This is a genomic window from Acetobacter oryzoeni, from assembly GCF_004014775.2.
Lineage (GTDB): Bacteria > Pseudomonadota > Alphaproteobacteria > Acetobacterales > Acetobacteraceae > Acetobacter > Acetobacter oryzoeni.
The window spans coordinates 736,843-761,092 of sequence record NZ_CP042808.1; the positions used below are offsets into that span (position 1 = coordinate 736,843).

The 24,250-nt window shown below is 56.8% G+C and carries 19 protein-coding genes; 13 read left to right on the forward strand and 6 right to left on the reverse strand.

Features of this window, described 5'->3' with window-relative positions:
• Nucleotides 1-187 precede the first annotated feature (187 nt).
• The 4 genes from EOV40_RS03575 (at nt 188) to EOV40_RS03590 (ending at nt 7,321) form a co-directional block, all read left to right on the forward strand.
• A complete protein-coding gene (locus tag EOV40_RS03575) occupies nt 188-3,061 on the forward strand; it encodes a 2-oxoglutarate dehydrogenase E1 component (RefSeq protein WP_128105066.1) in 2,874 nt (957 codons plus the stop codon).
• A 110-nt stretch (nt 3,062-3,171) separates the two neighbouring features.
• Nucleotides 3,172-4,416, forward strand: coding sequence for a 2-oxoglutarate dehydrogenase complex dihydrolipoyllysine-residue succinyltransferase (odhB, locus tag EOV40_RS03580; RefSeq protein ID WP_050819470.1), 1,245 nt, complete (start codon nt 3,172-3,174; stop codon nt 4,414-4,416).
• Between the two features lie 80 nt (nt 4,417-4,496).
• Nucleotides 4,497-6,221 carry a dihydrolipoyl dehydrogenase gene (lpdA, locus tag EOV40_RS03585; RefSeq protein WP_128106186.1) on the forward strand — a complete coding sequence of 575 codons (1,725 nt, stop codon included), beginning with the start codon at nt 4,497-4,499 and terminating at the stop codon, nt 6,219-6,221.
• Between the two features lie 65 nt (nt 6,222-6,286).
• Nucleotides 6,287-7,321, forward strand: a complete 1,035-nt coding sequence (locus tag EOV40_RS03590) for a L,D-transpeptidase (RefSeq protein ID WP_050819472.1) — start codon at nt 6,287-6,289, stop codon at nt 7,319-7,321.
• Between the two features lie 142 nt (nt 7,322-7,463).
• Here the strand turns inward: EOV40_RS03590 and EOV40_RS03595 are convergent, their stop codons facing one another.
• Both EOV40_RS03595 and ahcY read right to left on the reverse strand, forming a co-directional pair.
• Nucleotides 7,464-7,949, reverse strand: coding sequence for a DUF3597 domain-containing protein (locus tag EOV40_RS03595; RefSeq protein ID WP_080986766.1), 486 nt, complete (start codon nt 7,947-7,949; stop codon nt 7,464-7,466).
• 174 nt (nt 7,950-8,123) lie between these two features.
• Nucleotides 8,124-9,413, reverse strand: a complete 1,290-nt coding sequence (ahcY, locus tag EOV40_RS03600; RefSeq protein ID WP_128105067.1) for an adenosylhomocysteinase — start codon at nt 9,411-9,413, stop codon at nt 8,124-8,126.
• Between the two features lie 181 nt (nt 9,414-9,594).
• On the opposite strand from ahcY, the gene EOV40_RS03605 reads away from it, so the two are divergent.
• Entirely contained in the window at nt 9,595-10,305 is a 711-nt protein-coding gene (locus EOV40_RS03605; RefSeq protein WP_128105068.1) for a lysophospholipid acyltransferase family protein, read from the forward strand.
• A 342-nt stretch (nt 10,306-10,647) separates the two neighbouring features.
• Entirely contained in the window at nt 10,648-11,724 is a 1,077-nt protein-coding gene (locus EOV40_RS03610; protein ID WP_128105069.1) for a DUF2125 domain-containing protein, read from the forward strand.
• Between the two features lie 10 nt (nt 11,725-11,734).
• Here the strand turns inward: EOV40_RS03610 and gloB are convergent, their stop codons facing one another.
• Nucleotides 11,735-12,460 carry a hydroxyacylglutathione hydrolase gene (gene gloB / locus EOV40_RS03615; RefSeq protein ID WP_128105070.1) on the reverse strand — a complete coding sequence of 242 codons (726 nt, stop codon included), beginning with the start codon at nt 12,458-12,460 and terminating at the stop codon, nt 11,735-11,737.
• 82 nt (nt 12,461-12,542) lie between these two features.
• On the opposite strand from gloB, the gene EOV40_RS03620 reads away from it, so the two are divergent.
• From EOV40_RS03620 to EOV40_RS03650, 7 genes are read left to right on the forward strand one after another with little or no spacing between them, the layout of a single operon-like run.
• Nucleotides 12,543-13,316: a methyltransferase domain-containing protein gene (locus tag EOV40_RS03620; protein WP_128105071.1), complete on the forward strand. Its 774-nt coding sequence runs from the start codon at nt 12,543-12,545 to the stop codon at nt 13,314-13,316.
• 24 nt (nt 13,317-13,340) lie between these two features.
• Entirely contained in the window at nt 13,341-15,074 is a 1,734-nt protein-coding gene (locus EOV40_RS03625; RefSeq protein ID WP_128105072.1) for a hypothetical protein, read from the forward strand.
• Complete coding sequence (locus EOV40_RS03630) at nt 15,071-16,087, forward strand: hypothetical protein (protein WP_128105073.1); 1,017 nt, start codon at nt 15,071-15,073, stop codon at nt 16,085-16,087. The genes EOV40_RS03625 and EOV40_RS03630 overlap by 4 nt, the downstream gene beginning before the upstream one ends.
• Nucleotides 16,084-16,674 carry a hypothetical protein gene (locus tag EOV40_RS03635; RefSeq protein ID WP_128105074.1) on the forward strand — a complete coding sequence of 197 codons (591 nt, stop codon included), beginning with the start codon at nt 16,084-16,086 and terminating at the stop codon, nt 16,672-16,674. The genes EOV40_RS03630 and EOV40_RS03635 overlap by 4 nt, the downstream gene beginning before the upstream one ends.
• On the forward strand, nt 16,671-17,804 hold the full coding sequence (locus EOV40_RS03640) for a hypothetical protein (protein WP_128105075.1): 1,134 nt from the start codon (nt 16,671-16,673) through the stop codon (nt 17,802-17,804). Before EOV40_RS03635 ends, EOV40_RS03640 begins: the two co-directional genes overlap by 4 nt.
• Before the next feature lies 1 nt (nt 17,805).
• Complete coding sequence (locus EOV40_RS03645) at nt 17,806-19,302, forward strand: hydrogenase large subunit (RefSeq protein WP_128105076.1); 1,497 nt, start codon at nt 17,806-17,808, stop codon at nt 19,300-19,302.
• Nucleotides 19,303-19,337: 35 nt separating this feature from the next.
• Nucleotides 19,338-19,835: an NADH-quinone oxidoreductase subunit B family protein gene (locus EOV40_RS03650; RefSeq protein WP_012812682.1), complete on the forward strand. Its 498-nt coding sequence runs from the start codon at nt 19,338-19,340 to the stop codon at nt 19,833-19,835.
• On the opposite strand, the gene EOV40_RS03655 is transcribed toward EOV40_RS03650, so the two are convergent.
• From EOV40_RS03655 to alaS, 3 genes are all read right to left on the reverse strand, one after another.
• Nucleotides 19,824-20,729 (reverse strand): CDP-alcohol phosphatidyltransferase family protein, encoded by a 906-nt coding sequence (locus EOV40_RS03655; protein WP_050819482.1) that lies wholly within the window; start codon nt 20,727-20,729, stop codon nt 19,824-19,826. The genes EOV40_RS03650 and EOV40_RS03655 overlap by 12 nt on opposite strands.
• Before the next feature lie 12 nt (nt 20,730-20,741).
• Nucleotides 20,742-21,431 carry a phosphatidylserine decarboxylase gene (locus EOV40_RS03660; protein WP_050819483.1) on the reverse strand — a complete coding sequence of 230 codons (690 nt, stop codon included), beginning with the start codon at nt 21,429-21,431 and terminating at the stop codon, nt 20,742-20,744.
• Nucleotides 21,432-21,513: 82 nt separating this feature from the next.
• Complete coding sequence (gene alaS, locus EOV40_RS03665; RefSeq protein ID WP_128106187.1) at nt 21,514-24,159, reverse strand: alanine--tRNA ligase; 2,646 nt, start codon at nt 24,157-24,159, stop codon at nt 21,514-21,516.
• Nucleotides 24,160-24,250 lie beyond the last annotated feature (91 nt).

The window sequence follows — 24,250 nt, forward strand, 5'->3', positions numbered from 1 at the left end:
CACATACGCGGTCTAGCTCTTTGATACAGAACAAGCCGGAAGCGGGATGGCTTTCCGGCAAAAAGGACACAGGGGACGCTCCGCGCTATGGGGCGGAGTGAAGAAAAAATGGTCCGGTTTACGGTGGAGAACGACGCAATATCTGGCCAACGGCGCGTATGTGCCCCGTGGCAAGGAGGAATGTGAGATGGCGGTTTCGGACGTACTGGCAACCGCTCTTAACGGTGCCAATATCGCTTACCTTGCGGATCTGTATGCCCAGTGGGCCAAAGATCCCAAAAGTGTGGATCCGTCCTTCGATATTCTGTTCAGCTCACTGGGCGATGATGAAGCCGCAGTGCTGAAGGATGCCGTTGGAGCCTCTTGGGCGCCACGCCCTTCCATTATCACGGGGGATGAACCCGCACCTGCTCCAAAAGGAAAAGGTGGCCCGGCTGGTGGGTTGGCCGCGCAGGATAGTCTGGCCATTGCCCGGCTGATCCGTGCGTATCGTGAATACGGCCATCTGGAAGCCTCGCTTGATCCGCTAGGCCTGAAGGAACCTCATAAAACCGAGGAACTGGACCCCGCCACATACGGTTTTGGTGAAAAAGACCTGAACCGCGAAGTGTTCATTGGGTCTCTGCTTGATCCGTTGCTCAAGGGCAAGAACACGGCCAAGGTTTCCGAGGTTATTGCGGCACTCCGTTCTGTGTATTGCGAAAGCATTGGCGCGGAATACATGTATGCCCGTAACCACGAGCAGCGCGAATGGCTGCGCAAGCGGTTGGAAGGTGATAACTGGCGCGCCCACGTAACGGTGGAAGAGCAGAAGGTTATCTTGGCCAACCTGACAGAAGCCGAAGGTTTTGAGGCGTTCTGCCAAAAGCGCTACGTGGGTGCCAAGCGTTTTGGTCTGGAAGGGGGCGAAATCTCCATTCCTTCCCTGCATGCCATTATTGATTCATGTGCCAGTCAGGGGGTGACATCCGTTGCCATCGGCATGGCGCATCGTGGCCGTTTGAACACGCTGGTTAACGTGGTGCGCAAGCCTTACGTGGCCATCTTTAACGAATTTGCCGGTGGCTCCTTCAAGCCTGACAACGTTGAAGGTTCTGGCGACGTTAAATACCACCTTGGCTCCTCCACAGATGTGGATGTGGCAGGCAAGGCGGTGCATATCTCGCTCCAACCCAACCCTTCTCATCTGGAAGCGGTGGATCCGGTTGTGTGCGGCAAGGTACGCGCCATTCAGGATGATGCAGGCGATACGGAAAAACGTCTGTCCAGCCTTGGCATTATCATCCACGGTGATGCTGCATTTGCCGGGCAGGGCATTGTTTACGAAACCTTTGCCATGTCCCAACTGCCGGGCTACCGCACAGGTGGCACCATCCATATGGTGGTGAACAACCAGATTGGCTTTACCACCAATCCGGAATGTGGGCATTCGGGCGTTTACGGCACCGATGTTGCAAAATCCATTGAAGCCCCCGTACTGCATGTGAACGGTGATGATGCCGAGGCGGTAATTTACGTTTCTCGCCTTGCAGCAGATTACCGTCAGGCTTTTGCAAGTGACATTGTGCTGGATATCGTCTGCTATCGTCGCCACGGGCATAACGAAACGGATGAGCCAGTCTTCACTCAGCCGGTCATGTACAAAGCCATTGCCGCGCATGATACGCCGCACACGCTTTATGCAAAACGCCTTGTAAAAGCAGGCGTTGTGACGGATGACGAAGTGAAGGCCCAGTGGGATGCCTTCCACGCCAAGCTGGATGAAGATTACAAAGCAGCCCAGTCTTACAAGGTGAACAAGGCAGACTGGCTGGAAGGTGGCTGGAAAGGCCTGGTCGCTGCCGGGCATGATCCGGAACGTGCCTTCCCCGAAACGGGTGTTGCACTGGATGCGCTGCGCAAGATTGGCGAAGCCATTACAAAAGTGCCAGAAGGCTTCAACCTGAATTCCAAAATTGCCCGCCAGCTCAAGGCCAAGGCAAACATGTTCAGCACGGGTGAAGGGTTTGACTGGGCAACCGGTGAGGCTATGGGCTTTGGCTCCCTGCTGCTGGATGGCCACCGCGTGCGTCTTTCTGGTGAAGATTGCCAGCGCGGCACGTTCAGCCAGCGTCATGCCGTATGGACGGATCAGGTTAACCAGACACCGTTTACGCCGCTGAACCATATTCAGGACAAGCAGGCAAAAATCGAAATCTGGAACTCGCTTCTTTCAGAATACGGCGTGCTTGGGTTTGAATACGGATATTCCGTGCGCAACCCGCAAACGCTGGTGTTGTGGGAAGCTCAGTTTGGTGATTTTGCCAACTGTGCGCAGGTGATTATCGATCAGTTCATTGCCTCGGGTGAAACCAAGTGGCTGCGTATGTCCGGTTTGGTCATGCTGCTGCCGCATGGTTACGAAGGGCAGGGGCCGGAGCATTCTTCTGCCCGTCTGGAACGTTATCTTCAGCTTTGTGCTGAAAATAACATGTTTGTTTGCAACATCACCACGCCAGCAAACTACTTCCATGCCCTGCGCCGCCAGCTCAAGCTGGATTACCGCAAGCCGATGATCCTGATGGAGCCCAAGTCTCTGCTGCGGCACAAACTTGCGGTTTCCGCTCTGGCAGATTTTGGTCCGGGCACACGCTTCAAACCCGTGATTGGCGAAATTGATGATCTGGGCGCCGATAACAAGGTGCGCCGCGTGGTGATCTGCTCTGGCAAGGTCTATTACGATCTGCTGGCCGAGCGCCGGGAAAAAGGCATTAAGGATGTTGCCATCCTGCGTCTGGAACAACTCTACCCCTTCCCGGAAGCAGCCCTTGCCGCCGAACTTAAGCGCTATCCTGAAGCAGACATTGTCTGGTGTCAGGAAGAAACGGAAAACGGCGGTGCATGGCATTTTGCAGACAGGCGGATTGAAGCAGCCCTTGTTGCCGCGGGCCATAAGGCCGGCCGCCCGCAATATGTGGGCCGCGCCGCAGCCGCCAGCCCGGCCACCGGCCTTGCCCGTATTCATGCGGCAGAGCAGGCGGATCTGGTTGAACGCGCATTGGGGCTGAAAAAGTCTGGCTGAACCGGATTAGGCTGAATTGAAGAAAATAGCCCGCAAATACGGGCGCACCCCCGGTGCCATTGCCAAAAGTTAAAGTGGCACCGGGGATTTAAAAGAAGATGGGGAACAGGATGTCTGTCGAGATCAAGGTGCCGACACTGGGTGAAAGCGTAACCACAGCAACCGTGGCCAAATGGCTGAAGCAGCCGGGCGAAGCGGTGCAGGCAGATGAACCGATTGTTGAGCTGGAAACAGATAAGGTGAGCGTAGAAGTTTCTGCGCCGCAGGCTGGTATTCTGGGCCCACAGGCTGCCAAGGAAGACCAGGAAGTGGAAGTGGGCGCACTGCTGACCACGCTGGAACCCGCCAAGGCCGGCGCTGCACCAGCCGCCAAAGCCGCTGCTCCGGAAAAGAAGGCTGAACCCGTGGCCGCTGCCGCTCCGGCAAAAGCAGCCGCACCAGCACCTAAGGCCGCAGCACCTGCTCCGGCAGTAGATGCCGGCGCAGCCCTGCCCGCAGCCCGCAAGATGATGGCTGAAAACGGCCTGAGCGCACAGCAGCTTGGTGCAGGCACGGGCCTTGGTGGCCGTATTACCAAGGGTGATGTGCTGGGCTTTTTGGCCAACCCGCAGGCTGCAACACCAGCCGCCGCCCCCAAGCCGCCGCGTAATGATGACCCGCGTGAAGAACGCGTGAAGATGACGCGCCTGCGCCGCACCATTGCCCGCCGCCTGAAGGAAGCACAGAACACGGCGGCCATGCTGACAACGTTTAATGAAATCGACATGTCCGGCGCCATGGCGCTGCGTGCCGAGTATCAGGACTCGTTTGTTAAAAAGCACGGTGTCAAGCTGGGCTATATGTCCATCTTCTCTCGCGCTGTTGTGGCTGCTTTGAAAGAGTTCCCGGCCATTAACGCAGAAATTGACGGTGATGATGTCATCTACCGTGATTTCGTAAACCTCGGCATTGCCGTGGGTGGGCCAAACGGGCTGGTGGTGCCGGTTATCCGTGATGCCGACAAGATGAGCTATGCCGAAATTGAAAAAACCATTGCAGGTTTTGGCAAGGCTGCGCGTGAAGGCACGTTAAAGCTGGATCAGCTTTCTGGCGGCACCTTCTCCATCACCAATGGCGGTATTTACGGCTCTCTGCTGTCCACCCCCATCCTGAACGCACCGCAGTCCGGTATTCTGGGCATGCACTCCATTCAGGAACGCCCGGTGGCCGTGAACGGGCAGGTGGTGATCCGCCCGATGATGTATATTGCCCTTTCTTATGATCACCGCATTGTAGATGGCAAGGAAGCCGTCAGCTTCCTTGTGCGGGTGAAGCAGAACGTGGAAGACCCACGCCGCCTTCTGATTGAAGTCTGATAGCGCGGTTGCCGAAGGGGTGAATACGTGCCCCTTCGGCCAATTTTTCTGCATATCCCTACGTGAGCGAGACGAGACCCATGCCGATTGAAATTAAAGTTCCCACACTTGGAGAAAGCGTTACGACCGCCACGGTGGGGAAGTGGCTGAAGCAGCCGGGTGAAGCTGTAAAAGTAGATGAACCAGTTGTTGAGCTGGAAACAGATAAAGTAAGCGTGGAAGTGCCTGCTCCTGCATCTGGTCGGCTTGAAAATCATGCCGTCAAAGAAGGTGATGAAGTAGAAGTGGGCGCTGTGCTGGCTACGCTGGAAGCCGGTGCCGCTGGTTCTGCTCCCGCTGCAAAAGCGGCACCTGCTGCCAAGGCAGAGGAAGCCAAACCAGCCACAGCCGCCGCACCGGCAGCGCAGGCCCCGGCAGAAACAGATTATGATGTGGTGGTTATTGGTGCTGGCCCCGGTGGGTATGTGTGCGCCATTCGCGCTGCACAGCTTGGTTTTAAAGTGGCGTGTGTGGAACAGCGCGCAACACTTGGTGGCACCTGCCTGAATGTGGGTTGTATTCCGTCCAAGGCGCTGCTTCAGTCTTCTGAAAACTATCATGCAGCCGGGCACGATTTTGCCGCGCATGGTGTGGTGATTGATAGCGTAAAGCTGGATCTGGCCCGTATGCAGGCCCGTAAGGCAGATATTGTGGGCGCCAACGTGAAGGGCGTTGAATATCTGTTCAAGAAGAACGGCATCACCTGGCTGAAAGGCCACGGTAAGGTGGAAGGCACAGGCCGCCTGAGCGTGGATGGCAAGCCGGTAACTGCCAAGCACATTGTTATTGCCAGTGGCAGCAACAGCGCCAACCTGCCGGGCATTGAGATAGATGAGAAAGTGATTGTCACCTCCACCGGTGCGCTGGAACTTTCCGAAGTGCCCAAGCGCCTTGTGGTGATTGGTGGCGGCGTGATCGGTCTGGAACTTGGCAGCGTATGGGGCCGCTTGGGTGCCGATGTAACCGTTGTTGAATTCCTTGATCGTCTGGTGCCGGGCACGGATAACGAAGTGGCCTCCCAGTTCCAGAAGCTGCTGGTGAAGCAGGGCTTCAAGATGAAGCTGGGCCATAAGGTGACCAAGGCCGAAAAAACCAAAAAAGGCGTGGTGCTGACGGTTGAACCTTCAGCCGGTGGCGCTGCCGAAACGCTTGAGGCCGATGTGGTTCTGGTTGCTGTTGGCCGCACGGCTGCCAGCAAGAACATGGGGCTGGAAGAAGCCGGTATTGCGCTGGATAAGCGTGGCCGTGTTGAGGTGGATGCCCATTACGCTACCAACGTGCCGGGCATTTACGCTATTGGCGATGTAATTGCAGGCCCCATGCTGGCCCACAAGGCAGAAGAAGAAGGCGTAGCCTTGGCAGAACTGCTGGCTGGTCAGGCTGGGCATGTTAATTACGATGCCATTCCGGGTGTGATTTACACATGGCCGGAAGTTGCTTCCGTTGGCTTTACGGAAGAGCAGCTTAAAGAAAAGGGCGTGGCTTATAAAATCGGCAAGTTCCCCTTCATGGCCAATGGCCGTGCCCGCGCTTTGGGCATGACGGATGGCTTTGTAAAGGTGCTGGCAGATAAGCAGACAGACCGCGTTCTGGGTGTGCACATTATTGGCCCCTGTGCTGGCGAACTGATTGCCGAAGCCACAATGGCCATTGAATTTGGGGCCTCTGCCGAAGATATCGGCCGCGTGTGCCACGCACATCCAACCCTGAGTGAAGCCGTGAAGGAAGCCGCGTTGGGCGCTGACAACCGCGCGATCAACATCTGAAAGTTTCCTTCTAGCTGAAAGTGGTGCCATACTCTCTCCTATTCAGAAGATGGGAGAGAGGTGGCATGTTCGTGCCAAGGCATCCAACTGTATGGGCAATGGCTGGCAGCCTGCTTTTGGCGCCAGGTGGGTTTGCTGCGGCCCAAACGCCTATGCCTGATGCAGCCTCTCAAACCGAAGAATCCCGGCCAGAAAAATCATCCATACAAGGTGATGGGGCGCAAACTCCGGCTCCCACGCAGGAAGCGCCGGATGGCCATGTGCCGTACACACCACCGCCAGAGGAAGCCGCGCAACTTCCCCCCATGCCTGTGGTGGATAATGAGGAAGCCCGTAAGGAAGCCGATAGCCTTACGCGGGATTTCCGGCATGAAGTGCCCGTAGCCCTTAAAGTTTCAACCGCACGTAAAACCGCATGGATTGCATTGGCCCGCCAGCAGTTGGAGCAGGCCGGTTACGTTATTGATCGGCCACAGGTGCTGGTGGTGGTGGATCGTAATCCTTCGGTGCAGCGCCTGTGCCTGATTCTGGCCCTGCCGAATGATCCGGACTGGCAGGTTATTGGCAGCACCAAGGTTTCTACGGGCACTACGGGGCGCAAGTATTATTATATTACGCCCACCGGGGTGTTTACCAACACGGCAGATCGGCTTGGCTATCGCGCGCTTGGCACCAAAAATGAAAACGGCATTCGCGGTAACGGTATCAAGGGCATGCGGGTGTGGGATTTTGGCTGGCAGTGGGCTGAAAAAGGTTGGCTACCCAGCCGGGAAAAAGGCCAGATCCGGCTGGAAATGCACGCAACAGATCCCGTTTATCTGGAGCAAAGGCTTGGCCATACGGCATCTGAAGGCTGCATTCGTATTCCGGCATCGTTAAACGTGTTTATTGATAAGCACGGCCTGATAGATGCGGAATATGAGCAATGGGCTGCCGTGGATATGCGCTTTAAAGCCTTGTTGCGGCCAGACAGAAAACCCACCGCAATTTCAGGCGTCGCCGTAGTGGTGGTGGATTCGGCTGATTATCACCCGGATTCAGATAAAACCGCAGCCCTTAAGGAAAATGCAGGCCCATCCAAATTAGCTGCGCGTGGGTAATTTTACAGCGGGCAGGGCGTAATGTTTGGTGGCTGAAACTAAATGCCGCCTGTGCCTGCCTTGCACCGCAACAAAAAGGCGTGCCGCCCGAAAGCAGCACGCCTTTTGTTTTAACCGGTAAAACTGGTTTTCTTACCAGATATTACAGGCCAGCAGGCACTTTGCCGCCGTTTTCGGCCAGTTTCTGGCGTACTTCTTTAATCAGCCATACGTTCATGGTGGCGCTATCGTTCGTGTCACCCGTATAACCCAGTTCGCCAGCCAGTTTCTTGCGGGCATCCAGGGAGCTGTCGAGGCCCAGAAGCTTCAGCAGATCCACAATGGATTCCTGCCAGTTCAGGTTCTGGCCATTTTTTGCAGCCATATCGGCCAGCACGGCATCAACATTTACCGGTGTGCCAGCTGGCGGAATGGAGCCCGGAGCCGCAGCGGCAGCAGCAGAAGGCTGTGCACCAGCGTTGGCAGGGGATGTGGTGTCTGGCGTGGCAGCCTTGGCATGATGGAAAATGGCGGAGAGAATGGAGCCAAAAATGCTCATGTTCAGAAATCCTTTCGCAAGAGCCAGCATGACTTTTACAATACAAGAAGCAGAATGCTTAAAGGCAAGCCATGCAATACCCTTAAGCATACAGCAGCATTGCTTGTTGCATAGAGCGCTTAATGCTTTCTGAATATTAAGTTTTTTTACAAGACATGGCCGGAAAAAGGCAGCCTATACCGCACAGGCAAAGCAGGTGGTACATAAAAAAGGGGTATGGGCCAACTGGTGGCCCATACCCCTTTTGTGCACCGATTTAAAAAATCAGTAGCGGTAGTCGTGGTGCTTGAACGGGCCGTTAACGTGCACGCCAATATATTCGGCCTGCTCTTTGTTCAGCTTGCTCAGATGTGCGCCAACCTTGGCCAGATGCAGGGCAGCAACCTTTTCATCCAGCTTTTTGGGCAGGGTGTACACCTTGGCTTCGTATTTACCTTCCGGTGCTGTCCACAGTTCAATCTGGGCCAGTGTCTGGTTGGTGAAGGAAGCAGACATCACAAAGGAGGGGTGGCCCGTGGCGTTGCCAAGGTTCACCAGACGGCCTTCGGACAGAACAATCAGGCGCTTGCCATCGGGGAATACAACTTCATCCACCTGCGGCTTGATGTTGTCCCACGTGAAGTTACGCAGCGCGTTGATCTGGATTTCAGAATCAAAGTGCCCGATGTTGCACACAATGGCGCGGTTTTTCATGGCGCGCATGTGGTCAAGCGTAATCACGTCCACGTTGCCGGTGGCGGTTACAAAGATGTCACCACGGGGAGCACCTTCTTCCATCGTCACCACTTCGTAGCCTTCCATGGCGGCCTGAAGAGCGCAGATGGGGTCTACTTCCGTAACGAGAACGCGGCAGCCTGCATTGCGCAGGGAAGCAGCAGAACCTTTACCCACATCACCATAACCGGCAACAACGGCAACCTTGCCAGCCATCATCACGTCTGTGCCACGGCGGATGGCGTCCACCAGGCTTTCACGGCAGCCATACAGGTTATCGAACTTGGATTTGGTAACGCTGTCGTTCACGTTAATGGCCGGAACCTTCAACGTGCCTTTTTTCTGCATTTCCCACAGGCGGTGCACACCTGTTGTGGTTTCTTCAGAAAGGCCTTTCACGTTGGCCAGCAGTTCGGGGTATTTGTCGTGCATCAGCACGGTCAGATCACCGCCGTCATCCAGAATCATGTTCGGGGTCCAGCTATCGGGGCCCTTCACTGTCTGTTCAATGCACCACCAGAATTCTTCTTCCGACAGGCCTTTCCATGCAAATACGGGAATGCCCGCAGCAGCAATGGCAGCCGCAGCGTGGTCCTGCGTAGAGAAGATGTTGCAAGATGACCAACGCACCGTGGCGCCAAGGGCCACCAGTGTTTCAATCAGCACGGCGGTCTGGATGGTCATGTGCAGGCAGCCGGCAATGCGTGCGCCTTTCAGCGGCTTGCTCTGGCCGTATTCCTCGCGCAGGGCCATCAGGCCGGGCATTTCGCCTTCGGCAATGGAAATTTCCTTGCGGCCCCACTCAGCGAGAGAGAGATCCTTAACCTTGTAATCGCTCATATTATCCTGTCTTCCTGTGCAGATCGGGCTTTTCTATACAGCGTGGGGCAGGTGGATGCCAGCCGAAACCGGCATGGCAGATGCAGCCCCTGCATGCTTGCCGCTTGCATATGGGCTTTTTTTCTGGTGTCCAGATGCAACATGTCCTGAATGATCTTTAAGACTACGCCGGGTTTTTTGAATGTCTGTGCTCCGTTCCGTTCTGTTTAACGTTCTGGCTTTTCTGCTTACGCTGCTTATGGGCGTTGGGGCTTTTCCCATTCGCTGGTTTGCGCATGGGTTGGCGCTGCCTTATGCAAAATTGTGGTCTCGGCTTGTTTTGGCGCTGTTTCGCAGTATTTGCGGCGTAAAGGTGGAAATTACTGGGCTGGAGCATCTGCCTGCCAAGGGTCCGGCACTTATTGCATCTCAACATCAATCCGCTTTTGATACGCTGGTGTGGATGCTGCTGCTGCCCCGGCCATGTTATGTGATGAAGGGTGAACTGCGGCGTATTCCCCTGCTTGGCCCCATGCTGGTTTTAACCGGCATGATGCCTATTGAGCGTGCAGCAGGGGCCAAGGCCATGCGCATGCTGTTGCAGGAAACAGACAAAGCCCTGAAGGCAGACAGGCAGATCATTATTTTCCCTGAAGGCACACGCACGGCACCGGGTGAGCACGTAGCACTTAAACCGGGCATTGCCGCCATGGCCAACCACGCCAAACTGCCGGTTATTCCGGTTGCTACCAATTCTGGCCTGTTCTGGGGGCGCAATGCGTTTTTCAAACGCTCTGGCGTTTTGCACATAGCCATTGGCCCAGCCGTAGGCCCAGCCAAGCGCGCGGCCTTGCTGGCAGATATTGAGGCGGGATGGCGTGAACAGGAAAAAACATTTCAGCCCATAGCCTGAGAGCAGGGGATAAAAACTGCACAAGAGCATGTGGATAACTTTGTGGAATTTCTTTTGCCCATATGGGTGGGTGCATCAGTAATCGGGCGTCTTTTTCTGTAAATATCTGTAAAATGCAAATTGAATACTTTGTAAATTTTTTGTGAATGACAAAACTGTCGCGTTTTTGTCTTTCATATCAAGGGCTTTTTTTAGAAGGTGCCTTCCCCTGCAAAAAACAGCATCAGGTTTTCCCTCCAACTTGGTGCGAATATGACAGAATAAGGGCGCAGTCCCCTTACCTGTGGATAAAAGGCGGGACTCTGTGGGAAACCGCCATGAATGTTCAGGAAAAGGGTGTGAATGAAAAAAGCGTTTCTTAATGTTGCGGCAGGTGCTGGTGGCTGCTTTCTGGTTTTAAGTGGCTATTGGTGGGCAAGTGCGCAGTATCTGCAAAAACAGGCAGATAATATGCCATCTGGGTGTCAGGCTCATTACACATCTCGCGCTGTAAATGGGTGGCCATGGCGTGCGCGGCTAGATACACAAAACATGCGTATGGTATGCACGCCATTATTGGCTGCGCGTTCTTCTGCTTTTCAGATCATTTACGCTGCGGCGCGCGTTACGGCAGATACCGCGTTCTGGCGGCCCTTTTTCATACATGTGCGGCTGATTAGCCCGATGGTGATGGAAACACTCCATAATGGGCAGGAAGAGGATGACGCTCCTGTTATTTTGCATATGGAGGGAGACCCCATAGAGCTTGACCTTCCGTTAAGCAGAAAGGCGGCGGGCCATGCGGCTTTTCAGGCGCCGTTCCTGCATGTGCTGTTTCCTGCAGGTGCCAGCCATATGGGCGATATGGTGCTGCAAAATGTGCGGGGCAAAGCCTTTTGGAACATGCAGGCAACGCAGGAGCAAAGCACGGCCTCGCTTTTTGTAAAGGCCCAGCGTTGGGGAATAACGGGTTGGCAGACAGTGCTGGAGCATGTGCAGGCTGCCATTGCCATATCGGGGCCAACAACAAGTGTGCGCGAAAGCATTTTTCCATCTAATGGTGCAGCCGCATGGCCAGATGTTCTGGTGCAACGCTTTACAGCCCACTGGCGTGGTTTGAACCTGAACATGACAGGGCAGGTGCGTGGCGGAGAACTTTTGCGCCCCACGGGTGATTTCTGGCTGAGCGTGGCAAACTGGCAGCCCTTTTTAGAGAGCTTGCGGCGTGAAGGCACACTTTCCGCGCAGGAGGCCACAGGCATGGCCGCCATGTTGGCGCGTGTTACGCGGGAACAGCCGGGCAACCTGCAAATGCCGCTGATGTTGCGTAATGGCACCATGCAGTTGGGAACTCTCCCTGTTTCTGCCTTGCAACCTGTTTTTCAGGCAGCGCGCCATGCCGCGCAGGAAGCCGGAGCACAAGCCGGGCACGCCCCCTGAACGGAAGTGTTTAGAACGTATCTTTTTCGCGGCGCAGTTGTGCAAAGGTTTGCACGTCCTGCGCGCGTAAAAAGGGGTTGGTGGCGCGTTCCATCCCCAATGTGGAGGGCACGGTGGGTTTGTTTTCTGCCCGCAGGCGGCGCACTTCGGCCACACGTTCCTTCAGGGCCGCATTATGTGGCTCTGCGTGCAGGGCAAAGGCGCTGTTCCCTAGCGTATATTCGTGCCCACAATAAACGCGCGTTGCATCTGGCAACGCATCCAGCTTGTGCAGGCTTTCAAACATCTGTTCGGCAGTGCCCTCAAACAGTCGGCCACATCCAAGGCTGAACAGCGTATCCCCACAAAAGAGAGAGGGCGGGTTGGGGAAGTCATAGCAAATATGCCCCAGCGTATGGCCCGGAACAGCAATAACAGTGCCGATGCACGCACCCACGGCAATGTTTTCTTGATCATGCAGTGCAATATCCAGTGGCGGCATACGCTGTTGTTCGGCGGCCGGCCCAGCCACACGGGCATGATAGCGTTGGCGCAGGGCTTCTGTGCCGCCGGTGTGGTCATGATGATGGTGTGTGAGCAAAATCAGATCCAGCCGCCCGCCTTCTTTTTCAATAAAGTTGGCAACGGGGGCAGCTTCTCCTGGGTCTATCACTGCGGTGGTGCCTGTTTCCGTATCACGCAGAAACCACGCGTAATTATCGGATAGAACGGGAATGGCCTGAACATCCAAAGGCATGAGGAAAGCTCCTGCTGTGAAAGTTTGGGAATAGGGAAGGCAAATCATGACGGGGTCACAAACCGTATGATAGACATGCAGGATGCTTGATGTCATGCCGCCGGAAAGCAGTTTTTACACAACAGCAAGAGGCCAGTGTTTTCTGGCTCTGGTTGGTGAACGCCTGCGCTGGTTCTGGCCAGATCTGGGGCAGCAGCATGCTGTGCTGGGTTTGGGGCATGCCGCGGCTTATCTGGAAAAGCTGGAGAGTGGCAGAAACACGCCAGCCTGTTTGGTTGCGGCCAATGCGCCGCAATGGGATGCAGCATCCATTCCAGGCCGAAGCTGTGTGGTGGATCTGCACGGCTTGCCGTTTCAGCCCGAACAGTTTGACCGCGTGCTGATGGTGCATGCGCTGGATGATCGCAAACAATCCGTGTCTGTTCTGCGGGCCGCCGGGCAGGTGATGAAGCCTGATGGCAGGCTGCTGTTAATTGTGCCCAGCCGTTTTGGTGGCCGGGCGCGGTTGCGGGGCACGCCATTCAGGCACGATGCAGCTTTTTCGCGCCGATGTCTCAAGCAAATGCTGGCTGCGGCCATGCTCAAGCCGGAACAGTGGGATGAAGCCCTTTTTCTGCCCACGGGGGCCATGCACTGGATGCGCCATAACGGGCGAAAAATGGATATTGCGGGCAAGGTGCTATGCCCCGGCGCAGGTAGCCTGATATTGGTGGAAGCGGTGCGGGATGAGTATTCAGCGCTTTCCCTGCCGGTAAAGCTGCGGCAGCGTTGGCTCTCCCGTTCCCTCTTGCCGGTAAGGGGCACAGCAAAGGCTATACAGGACAGAAAATACGTTTCGCGCATTTCGCGGCGCTGAATAGATTGTCATTAACCGGCTGTCATGGTGTTATCCGCCGGATTTCATAGCAGGTTGGGGCCGGGTTCCATTTTCACCTCCTTTGTTCTTTGCAGTTTGCTGGCAATATTTGCTGCGCTGGGCGTTTTTGCAGTGCTGCCAGACAGGCTTCTGCGCGGCGCTGCGGTTTGGCGGGCAGAAATTATGGGTGGTCTGTGGGCGCTTTCTGGCGTGCTGGCCATTGTGGGGGCTGCGTGCAAGCTGGAGGGCGAACTCAGCTGGTTTCCGGTTTTCGGGCTGGATGGCCCGGCTTTGCCCATGCTTGTTTTGCTGGCGTTTGCCGGTGGTGTAGCCGGTAGCGGCGCTGCGGCGCTGGCCTGCGTGTTTGTGGGGGTGGGCTTTCTGGCTCTTTCGCCTCTTGTTTTCGGGCTGCTTACCGGCACGGCATTGGTGCTTCTGGCCGCTGGCGGGTGGCGCAGTGTGTGCCTGCCATTTGCCGTGCTGCCTGCCTGTATTCCCGCTGATAGCCCGTTTTGCGTGCCGCTTTTGTGCCTGACAGTGCTGTTGATGGGCTGGGCGGTTTCTGTGCAAAAAGGGTCTACGGCTGTGCTGCCCGGCATGGTTGGGCTGTTTTTGCTGGGCCGTTTGTTGGCAGAAGTGGGTGAACTTTCTGTGCTGCCGCAGGTCATGCTGGTGGCAAGCGGATGTTTGGTGGCAGCAACAGGCACGTTGCAGGCCATGCGGGATAAGGGGCTGGCACGTATTGCATCCGGCCTATGTGCAGCATGGTATGGCATATTGGTGGTGGCTGTTGCGCTGGCTCTTGTTTCCAGCTTTGGCGGTATGGAAACATTCCGTATGGCCATTATTCTGGGTATGGGCGCACCCATGCTGGCCCTTATTGGTTTGCTATGGCTGGCCCAATGGCAGCAGGCAGAACCCAAGCGCCGCATTGCCTCTCTTTCTGGGCATGTGCTGGTTGCGGGCCTGTTGATGCTGTTTTCCATTATGCCGCCATTTGGCGGGTTTGCCGTTTTATGGAGCCTGCTTGTTGGCGCGTATGATGCCATTGCCGTGGCGCAACCCGTTGGCGCGTTAACTATTATGCTGCTGCTTACGCTGCTGGGCAGCATTATGGTGCTTATGGGCGCAGGGTTGTTGCGGGCAGGTGCTGCGCTGCTGTTTCCTTCCACCATTTTTCAGCCGCATCAGGCCCCTGTGGCGGCAGAGTTTGTATGGCCAAGCTGGATATGTGCCGGAGCGGCCCTTTTGCTTGTGCTGTTGCCGGGGGTATGGCTTTCGCTGGCAGACCATCTGGTGGTGGGGCCTGTTGTGCCGCCTCTCAAGTGGAACCGCATTGCCACAATCTGGCTGGAAGGCGGAGGGGCCAGCTTTACGCCTGTTTTTACATTGCTGGCGTTGGGCGCGGCTTTGGCCGCTGCCGCCCTGTTGGTGCGGTTGTTGGGCTTTTTGCCTTTTGGGCGCGTTATCAAGCCAGTGCCAGTGTGGCGCCAAGGTGCCCCTATCATTCAATCTGCTGAAGGCCATACGGTTTCTTACGAAGGTGCAGCCCCTTTATGGCCAGCCTGCATGGCGCTTTTTGGGCTTGCGGCAGAAACCCGAAAGGACAGAAGGCTGGCCCGCCGTGGCCGTGTTGCTTTGCGCTATGGCAGGCGCTGGTTGTTCCGAGGGGCCGAATGGTGTGAAACACAGGGCCTTGTGCTGATTCTGCTGCTTTTGGGTGGTGGCCTGCTGGTGGGGCTGTTTGTAGGAAAATGAAGCAGGATTTAACATGGGGCTGGGCGTTTGGCTGCGTTGCTGCTTTAGCTATTCAAACCGCCCTTATGGTGCTGGTGGCGCCTTGGTTTGCGGGGTGGGTGCATCGTCTTGCCGGCCGATTGGTAGGTGAGCCCCGTTTTCCCGCAGGGGGAAGATGGCAGGAAATCTGGCACCAGTTTCGCAGGCCTTCCTTATATGGGCGGCAAGATGGGCTGAATGGCGTTTTTTGTGCCTTGGCGCTGGTGCTGGCGGTGTTGGCCTGTGGGCTGGTGCCTGTATTTACGCTTACCATGCCGGGCTTTCCTGCGCCGGGTATGCTGCTTGTGTGCACCATTCTGGTGGCCGTAGGCGTTTTGCTGGATCTGCCTCAGGCTGTGCAGGAAGCCTCTGCCGCACAACAAGGGTGCGCGGCCATTGTGGCCGATGCGTTGCTCTTGCCCGTATTAACCCCCGTGCTGTTGCTAACCGGAGCGCATGACCTGGTAGCCTTTCTGGGCAGGCTGCATGCGCTTTCTCCTATTACAGAAGGTGCGCCTTACGTTCTGGCGGGTGTGGCGCTGTTTTTGGCAACAGCCTTGGCAAGGCGGGATGAGCAAACAGCCTCTGCCACACTTTCCGGCCCGGATAGAGCCATGTGGCTTTTGGCCGCAGATTGCATGCAGATGTGCTGGGTTACGCTGGCGGCAGATATGGCATGGGCAGGCAGCTTGGCCATGCCAGGGGAAAGTGGGGCCGAAAACTGGTTGACCCAATGTGTGGAAGGCCTGGGCCTGTGGATGTTCAAGCTGCTTGTGGCATCCTTTATGCTGGCGGTGCTGCGTATGGCTTTGCTGCCTGCGGGCCGCCGTGCGCGGGTGCGGCTGGGTGCTATTTTTCTGCTGGGCGTTCTGGCATGGCAGGTGACGTCCTCTCACGTTGCTGCTCCACCTGCGGAGCCGGAAAACCACAACGTTGAGGATGAAAATACCCAAGGCTATTCCACAGAGCCAGCGCCAGAAGGAGAACCTTCATGACACTGGCTGCCATTCTCATGCCCTTGCTGGCGCTGTGCGTTGTGGCGCGCGGTATCGGGTTTTTGCCCTTGTTGGGCTTGGTTGCAGCCGCCGCCATGTTGGTGGATGGTCATACGCCTTTGCAACAGGCCGGGGCAGCTATGGCCGTAGTGTTTGCCATAGGGCCGGTGTTGTTTTTGCTGCGCTATCAGCATGATGCCGCGCGGGAACGTACGGGAAGCGCCATACCCTTTTTTGCACTGGGGTTAATGGTGTTGCTGCTTTTGGCCTGCACGCGCGCAGGTGTTGCGGTGTTTCCTGCCAGTTTATGTGTGGTTGTGGCTGGTCTGGTTTCTGTTATCTGCCGGCAAAGCATGGTGTGGCAGTGGGCCGGGTTGCTTACATGCGTTGAGGGTGTGCTGCTGTGCGGCGTGCAGGCATCTCAGCCTTCTGTGGTGGGTGTAGCTGGTTTGGCTGGTGCTGTTGTGGCTGTGTTGGGGGGCATGTGCATCCACCGCATCATGCCGCGTGTGGTGCCATTGCGCCCACCTTCTGCTCGTAAAAAACCCTCTCCCGACTCTCCAGAAAAGAACGGAGATGCAGCATGACAGGCACAGCAGGGGCAGGCATGTTTCTGGCAGCACTGGCATTTGTGTGGCCCTTTTTGGGGGCGGCAGCCGTATGTGCGGTGTCTGTGGCGCGTAGCCGTGAGCTGGCAATATGGATGTCCGCCATAGGCTGTGTGCTGGCGCTTGCAGTTTTTGTATTTCCCGCATCGGGTGCAGTGGCCGCCGGGTGGGATGATGACCCCGTGCAGCGTGCCGGGCGTGTGATGCTGGCTTTTGGCCTGCTGCTGATGGTGCTTGAAAACGGCATTCTGCATGACAGGCTGGTGCGTAGCCTGCCGCATGTTTCCACCGCCTTGGCGGGGCTTGCCTGTATTGCGCCAGACCCCGCTGTGGGCTTGGGTATTCTGGAAGCTGCTCTGGCATGGGGTGTGTTTGTTTTCACCCGCCCGGCCGGGCAGGCCAGAATGGGCTGGGGGCTTATCCGTAATGGCTCGGTTGGCACATTTTTGGTGCTTTCCGGCCTGTTGCTGCCCGCCAATACCGTTGTTTCCGGCTTGCTGATGGCCTGTGGTTTGGTGGTGCTCACCGGCCTTTCTCCGTTTGGGCAGTTCTGGCAGGATGAAAACGATACCTTCCTGTTTCTGCCTTTTGCCGGGGCGGCTTTGCTGCTGGCCATGCGCCTGCGCACACATGGGGGGGAGGCGTTTGAAACGGCTCTTGTGCTGTGTGGCCTGCTTTCAGTGTGGCTTACCGCCTGTGCCGGGCGCTTTGCAGACAGGCAAAGGCTGTTCCGCACCTTTCCATCCGCACTGGCGCTGATAGCGGTTGGTATTCAGGCCGATGTGGCGGCTTTGCTGTTTTTGTGCGGCTGGTGCCTTGCTGGCGGTGGGCGTGCGGGCCGTGGTTGGGCCGTTAACACCTTGGCGTGTTTTCCACCCGGCGCACCGTTTGTGGGGTGCCTGCTTCTGCTTTCCATGATGAGCGATTGGTCATGGCCGTTGGCGCTGCTTACGGTTGCGGGCATTTTGGCGGCGGTTACGCGGGCTGTGCCTGCGCGGGATATTACGCATCATTTCTGGCCGCAGGATGCTGCCGGGCGTGTGGCCTGTTCCGTGCTGACAGCCACGGGCCTGCTGGTGCCACTGGCCATGATGCTGGGAGCTTTCTGATATGAACGCAGCTTCTCATATCTGGGCGGGTGAGGAAACAGAAACCCCGTGGCGCTTTAGGCTGCAGGAAATGGCATGGCGAGATCTGGTAGATGCGCTCAAGCATGATGATCTGCCATTTGTAGGGTTGTGGTGCGATGGCACAGATGTGCACGCACTGTTTCTGCCAGATGGTCAGCCATTGGCAGCCACGTTGGCGCTGGAAGATGGCCGATACCCAGCACTTTCCCCCGCAAGAGATATTTCCTGCCTGTATGAACGCCGCATTTATGATCTGTATGGCGCAGAGGGCATGTGGGCGACCGATGTGAGGCCCTTGCTGGACCATGATGTGTGGTCATCCTCCACGCCTTTGGCGGAGCATCCGGGTGCTGGGGGTGGGCAAAAAGGGCTTATCCATTTCCAGCCCGCTGAGCATATGCACCAAGAGGGTGATATGGCAGATGGCTGGGGCCCAGCCACAGGCGGTATGGAACCGCCCGTGCATGTGGCGCTGGCCATGCGGGAAGGGCGTATTCGCGCAGCAGAAACCGTAACCGGTTATGCGCATAGGGGTATGGAACTACGCTGGCGTAATAGCCGTGTGGAAGATGCCTGCAAACTCAGCGCACGTGTGGCGGCGGGGCAATCTGTAGCGCATCAGGTGGCGTTTTGCTTGGCTGTAGAAGATGCGTGCAAGGAACAGGTAGGCCCGGAAATCCGTCTGCTACGTGTTGCGTTGCTGGAACTGGAACGTATTTGCCACCATCTTTTTCTGCTGGCGGATATGGCGCGTCTGGCCGGGGCGCGGTTGGTTGCTTCTGGCTGCATGGGGTTACGTGAAAAGCTGATACAGGAAGCCGCGCCCATTATTAATTCACGCCTGTTGATGGATGTATGCGTGCCCGGCGGCCTCTCCCTGCGTCATGCCACTCAAATGGGCGATATGTGTGGCCGCCTGTGTGAAGTGGCAGAGCGTGACTATCCGGCCTTGCTGGCACTGTGGCAGGAATATCCGGGCCTTTCCATGCAGTTGGCAGGCATAGGTAAGGTGACGGCAGATTTGCTGGAGCGTGTGGGGCTGGATGGGCCAACAGCACGCGCTGCCGGGTGGGATTGTGATGGCCGCCGCATGATGCCGGGTTATGAAGGCATATGGCGTTTTACCTCTGGCAGGCAGGACGGCACGGCGGAAGATCGCGCCATGCTTTTGCTGGAGGAAGTGGGCGAAAGCCTGCGCATGTTGGATGAAGTGGCATCCCGCATCGGGCTGACAGCAGGCGGCAGCGTACAGCTTTCCATGCAGGATAGTGAAGGCACAGGCATGGTGGAAGGGCCGTGGGGCGGTATTCTGTACTGGGTGCGCCTAAAAGAGGGACGGGTGGAACAGGTGTTTGCCCGCAACCCATCTTCTGCCGCTTTGTTAACGTTTGAGGCCATATTGCCGGGCCATCAGCCAGATGATGTTGCCTTGCTTGCACGATCATTGGATATCAACGCAGCAGCGCTGGATCAGTAAGCAGTGCAGGCGGGCGGAATGAAAGGCAAAAACACATGGGGCTGATACGCGCGGTATTTGATGCAGCCTTCAGGCAGGATATGCGGCGCATGAAGCCCGTAGGCCCACGCTGGCCGCTGCTTCTGTTCCATGTTGATACAGGTGGCTGTGGTGGCTGCGGAATGGAACTTCAGGCCCTGCGATATGCGCCATATGATATGGAAGGCGCAGGCTTTGGCTTTGTCACATCGCCCCGCAATGCCGATGTATTGCTGATAACGGGCGCGCTTACCCGTGCCATGGCTCCGGTGCTGGAAGCAGCATGGCAGGCCATGCCAACCCCCAAAGGGCTGATTGCCGTAGGAAGCTGCGCCTTGGATGGCGGCATGTTTCCTGAAAATTATACGGTATTGGGTGGGTTGGAGCGCCGGGTTTCCATAGATCTGAAAATACCCGGCTGCCCGCCTGCGCCTCAGGATGTTTTAAACGGCCTGTGTTCCCTGTTTGGCAAACAGGCCGTTCCCCCAAAGGAGGCTGAAACCTCAGCTGTGTGAGGGTGCTGGGGTTTCTTCTATGTCGTCTTCATCGGTTTGCAGGTCTTCTGCCGCTTTTTTAAGCCGCAGAAAGCTCAGGCGGCTAAGGGGCAGAAGAAAAACGTAAATCACGCCCGCAGCGGCCAACGCGGCCCACGGGTCTGCCACCAGCACCACAGCATACAGCCCCGTGCCCAGCATAAGGGGCAGAACATACTGGGCAGGCACCTTGAAGTTTTTGAATGACCATACCGGCAAGGTAGAAACCAGCAGCAGCCCCGTGCTTGCCAAGGTAAGCGTGGGAATCCACGGCAGGCGTGTTAGCCGGTAAAGCCAGTCTATGCCCAGCTTTTGCGCTTCCAGCCCCAAAAAGAGCGGGAAAAGCGCCAGTCCGGCACCAGCGGGGGCCGGCACGCCGGTAAAGAAGTTGCTGGCATATTTAGGCTGATGATGCTCCCCATCCAGATTGGCGTTAAAGCGCGCCAGCCGGAGCGCCATGCACACGGTAAACATAATGCACGGCAAAAAGGCATACCGTCCGCCATCCTTCAACGCCCAGAAATACAGCAGGAAGGAAGGTGCCACCCCAAAGCACAAAAAGTCGGACAGGCTATCAAACTCGGCCCCAAAGCGGGTGGAACCGCGCAGTAGCCGGGCAATACGGCCATCTAGCCCATCAATAAAAGCGGAAATCAGCAAGGCCACGGCAGCGGCCTGAAAACGCCCGTCCACTGCAAAGCGCATGCCCATAAGGCCACCGCACAGCCCCAACATGGTGAGAATGTTGGGAATGAGCCGGTTAAAGGAGGGCCCTCGTATTTTGCTGCGGACCCGCCGCCGCAAACGGCGACGACGGCGCGGTGTTTCGGAAGTCTGCTGTGCAGGAGCAGAAGGAGATGAGGAAGGTTGTGTCACGATTGCTCTGTTTTACAACCGCGCCATGACGGTTTCACCGCCTACCATTGTCTGCCCGACAGAAACCAGAGGTTCCACACCCGGCGGCAGATACAGATCTGTGCGGGAGCCAAAGCGGATAATGCCAAAGCGTTCACCAGCTTCCACTTTGTCGCCTTCTTTTACGGAGCAGACAATGCGGCGTGCCACCAGCCCGGCAATCTGCACCACAGCCATCATACGGCCATCGGGCAGGGTAAGGCTGAGGGCGTTGCGTTCATTCTGTTCAGAAGCCTTGTCCAGGCTAGCGTTCAGGAACAGGCCGGGGTGATAGGCCACCCGTGTAACTGTGCCAGCGGCAGGCATGCGGTTAACATGCACATCCAGCACGGAAAGGAAGGTGGCAACGCGCCATACCGGTGCTGTGCCCATATCCAGTTCTGCTGGTGGGGCAACTTTTTCGATAGAAACAATGTGCCCATCAGCGGGGGCTACGGCAACATCATTACGGGCAGGGGTAACCCGTTCCGGATCACGGAAGAAATACAGGCAGAAGCCAAAAAAGCCTGCGCTAGCATGGCCCACGCCGCGCAATACCGGGCAGCGCAGTTTACGGCCGGCCCAGTAGGCCAGAGCAGCCGTGGCACCAGATGCCAGAAGGAAAGGGCGCGCTTCCCGGTGCGGGCGCGCAACAACAAGTTTTAGCGAAGCAAGTAGCGACATGGAGTAATCCTTACGCGAAAGCCAACATGAAGGGAAGAAAACGGGAAGGCACCAAGGAGTTCCTTCCCGCTTGGCCGATGTTTCAGGCCATGGTCTTCAGGGCTTCACGCACGGCGGCAAACGCTGCATCTGCCGCCTGTGCATCCGGGCCGCCAGCCTGCGCCATATCGCGCCGCCCGCCACCGCCTTTGCCGCCCATGGCAGCACTGGCAGCACGCACAAGGGCTACGGCATCTACTTTTTCCACCATTTCCGGGCCAACGGCGGCCACAACGCTGCCTTTGCCATCGGCGGTGGAAATCAGCACCACCACATCGGCATTGCCCTGCTTGAGAATGGTTTCGGCCAGCCCTTTGAGTTCACGCGGGGGCGTTTCACCCACATTACGGGTGGCCAGACGTGCTGCGCCAATTTTGTCCACACCCGCAGCGGCCACGTTGCCTGTGGCCAGTTGGCGCTGCAGATGGGCAATCTGTTTTTCCATCTGGCGGCGTTCTTCAAGCACAGCGGCCAGACGTTCTGGGGCATCCGCCACAGAAACCTTCATCATGGCGGCCATCTGGGTCAGGCGCTGTTCGTTAGAAACAGTCAGATCCTGCGCAGCTTTACCAGCCACGGCTTCAATACGCCGCACACCGGCAGAAACGCCACTTTCTGAAACAATGCGGAACTGCCCGATATCCCCCGTGCGGTTTACATGCGTGCCGCCACAAAGCTCCATGGACCATGGGGTTTTATTGTCAGCCCCAGCGCCCATGGAAACCACGCGCACTTCATCACCGTATTTTTCACCAAACAGGGCGGTAGCCCCTTCGGCAATGGCTTCATCCGGTGTCATGGAGCGTGTGACAACCTGCGAGTTATCGCGGATACGGTTGTTCACTTCGGCTTCAATAGCTGCCAGTTCCTCATCCGTAATTGGGCGGGGTTGGCTTACGTCAAAGCGCAGGCGTTCGGCTGTGTTCAGGCTGCCTTTCTGGGCCACATGCGCACCTAGGTGGCGGCGCAGGGCTTCGTGCAGCAGATGGGTGGCGGAGTGATGGGCGCGAATGGCGCTGCGGCGGTCATGGTCCACTGTGGCGGTTACAGCCATGCCGGGGCGCAGTGTGCCTTCCGTAACCGTGCCGTAATGCACGATCAGATCCCCAGCTTTTTTCTGCGTATCCGTAATGGCAATTTTAACGCCAGAGGCTGTAAGGAAGCCGGTATCACCAGCCTGACCACCACTTTCACCATAGAACGGTGTCTGGTTCAGCAGCACGGCCACTTCAGAGCCAATAGGGGCTTCTTTCAGAAATTCATTGCCAGCAATAACGGCCTGAACTTCACCATCAGCTTGTTCCGTGCTGTAGCCCAAAAATTCGGAAGCCCCGAACTTGTCGCGCGCTTCAAACCAGATGGTTTCTACGGCGGTATCGCCAGAGCCTGTCCATGCTGCACGGGCACGCTGGCGCTGCACGGCCATGGCTTCTTCAAAGCCCTTAACGTCCACATCGTGGCCGGAGCCGCGCAGAGCATCCTGCGTCAGATCAAGCGGGAAGCCGAACGTATCATACAGGCGGAAGGCCACATCACCCGGCAGGGATGCGCCACTGGCCAGATGAGATTTTTCTTCTTCCAGCAGGTGCAGGCCACGGTCCAGCATGGCTTTAAAGCGTTCTTCTTCACCGCGCATAGTTTCACGGATCAGGGCTTCACCATGCACCAGTTCAGGATACGCACCGCCCATCTGCTGAATAAGAGCCGGCAGGAGCTTGTAGAACGTGGGTTCAGTGGTGCCCATCATGTGCAGGTGGCGCATGGCGCGGCGCATGATGCGGCGCAGCACATAACCACGACCATCCTTGGAAGGCAGCACGCCATCAGCAATCAGGAAGGCAGTAGAGCGCAGATGGTCGGCCACAACGCGGTGGCTGGCCTTGAATGGGCCATCGGCTGCTTGATGCGTTAGATCTGCCGAAGCCTGAATAAGGGCGACAAACGTATCTGTATCGTAGTTATCGCGCTTGTCCTGCATGATGGCGGCAAAGCGTTCCAGCCCCAGCCCTGTATCAATGGAGGGACGTGGCAGCGGAGAGCGCGTGCCCGGTGGGTCTTCGAAATACTGCATGAACACGAGGTTCCAGATTTCAACAAACCGATCCCCATCTTCATCGGGGGAGCCGGGCGGGCCACCGGGAACATCCGGGCCGTGATCAAAAAAGATTTCGGAGCAAGGGCCGCAGGGGCCGGTATCCCCCATACGCCAGAAGTTATCTGATGTAGGAATGCGGATAATGCGGCTGTCATCCAGCCCGGCAATGGAGCGCCACAGGCCTGCGGCATCTTCATCTTCTGCAAATACAGTCACCAAAAGCTTGTCTTTGGGCAGGTTGAAGCCCTTGGTGACCAGGTTCCACGCAAATTCAATCGCTTCGGGTTTGAAGTAATCCCCAAAGGAGAAATTGCCCATCATTTCAAAAAACGTGTGGTGCCGTGCTGTATAGCCCACATTGTCCAGATCGTTATGCTTACCGCCGGCGCGCACAACCTTCTGCGCAGTGGTTGCGCGAGAATAGGGGCGCGTTTCCTGGCCGGTAAATACGTTCTTGAACTGCACCATACCCGCGTTGGTAAACAGCAGGGTGGGGTCGTTCTTGGGAACCAGAGACGATGAAGGTACAATCTGGTGACCGTTGCTGGCAAAATACTCCAGAAAAGCGGTGCGAATTTCGTTTGTTGTCAGCATGGCGTGAGGCAGACGATCCTGAAACTGGTTGGGCACGTGATGCTTCCACACTTGCGGAAAGGGGCCTCACGGCCAGATGAAAACGGCAAGG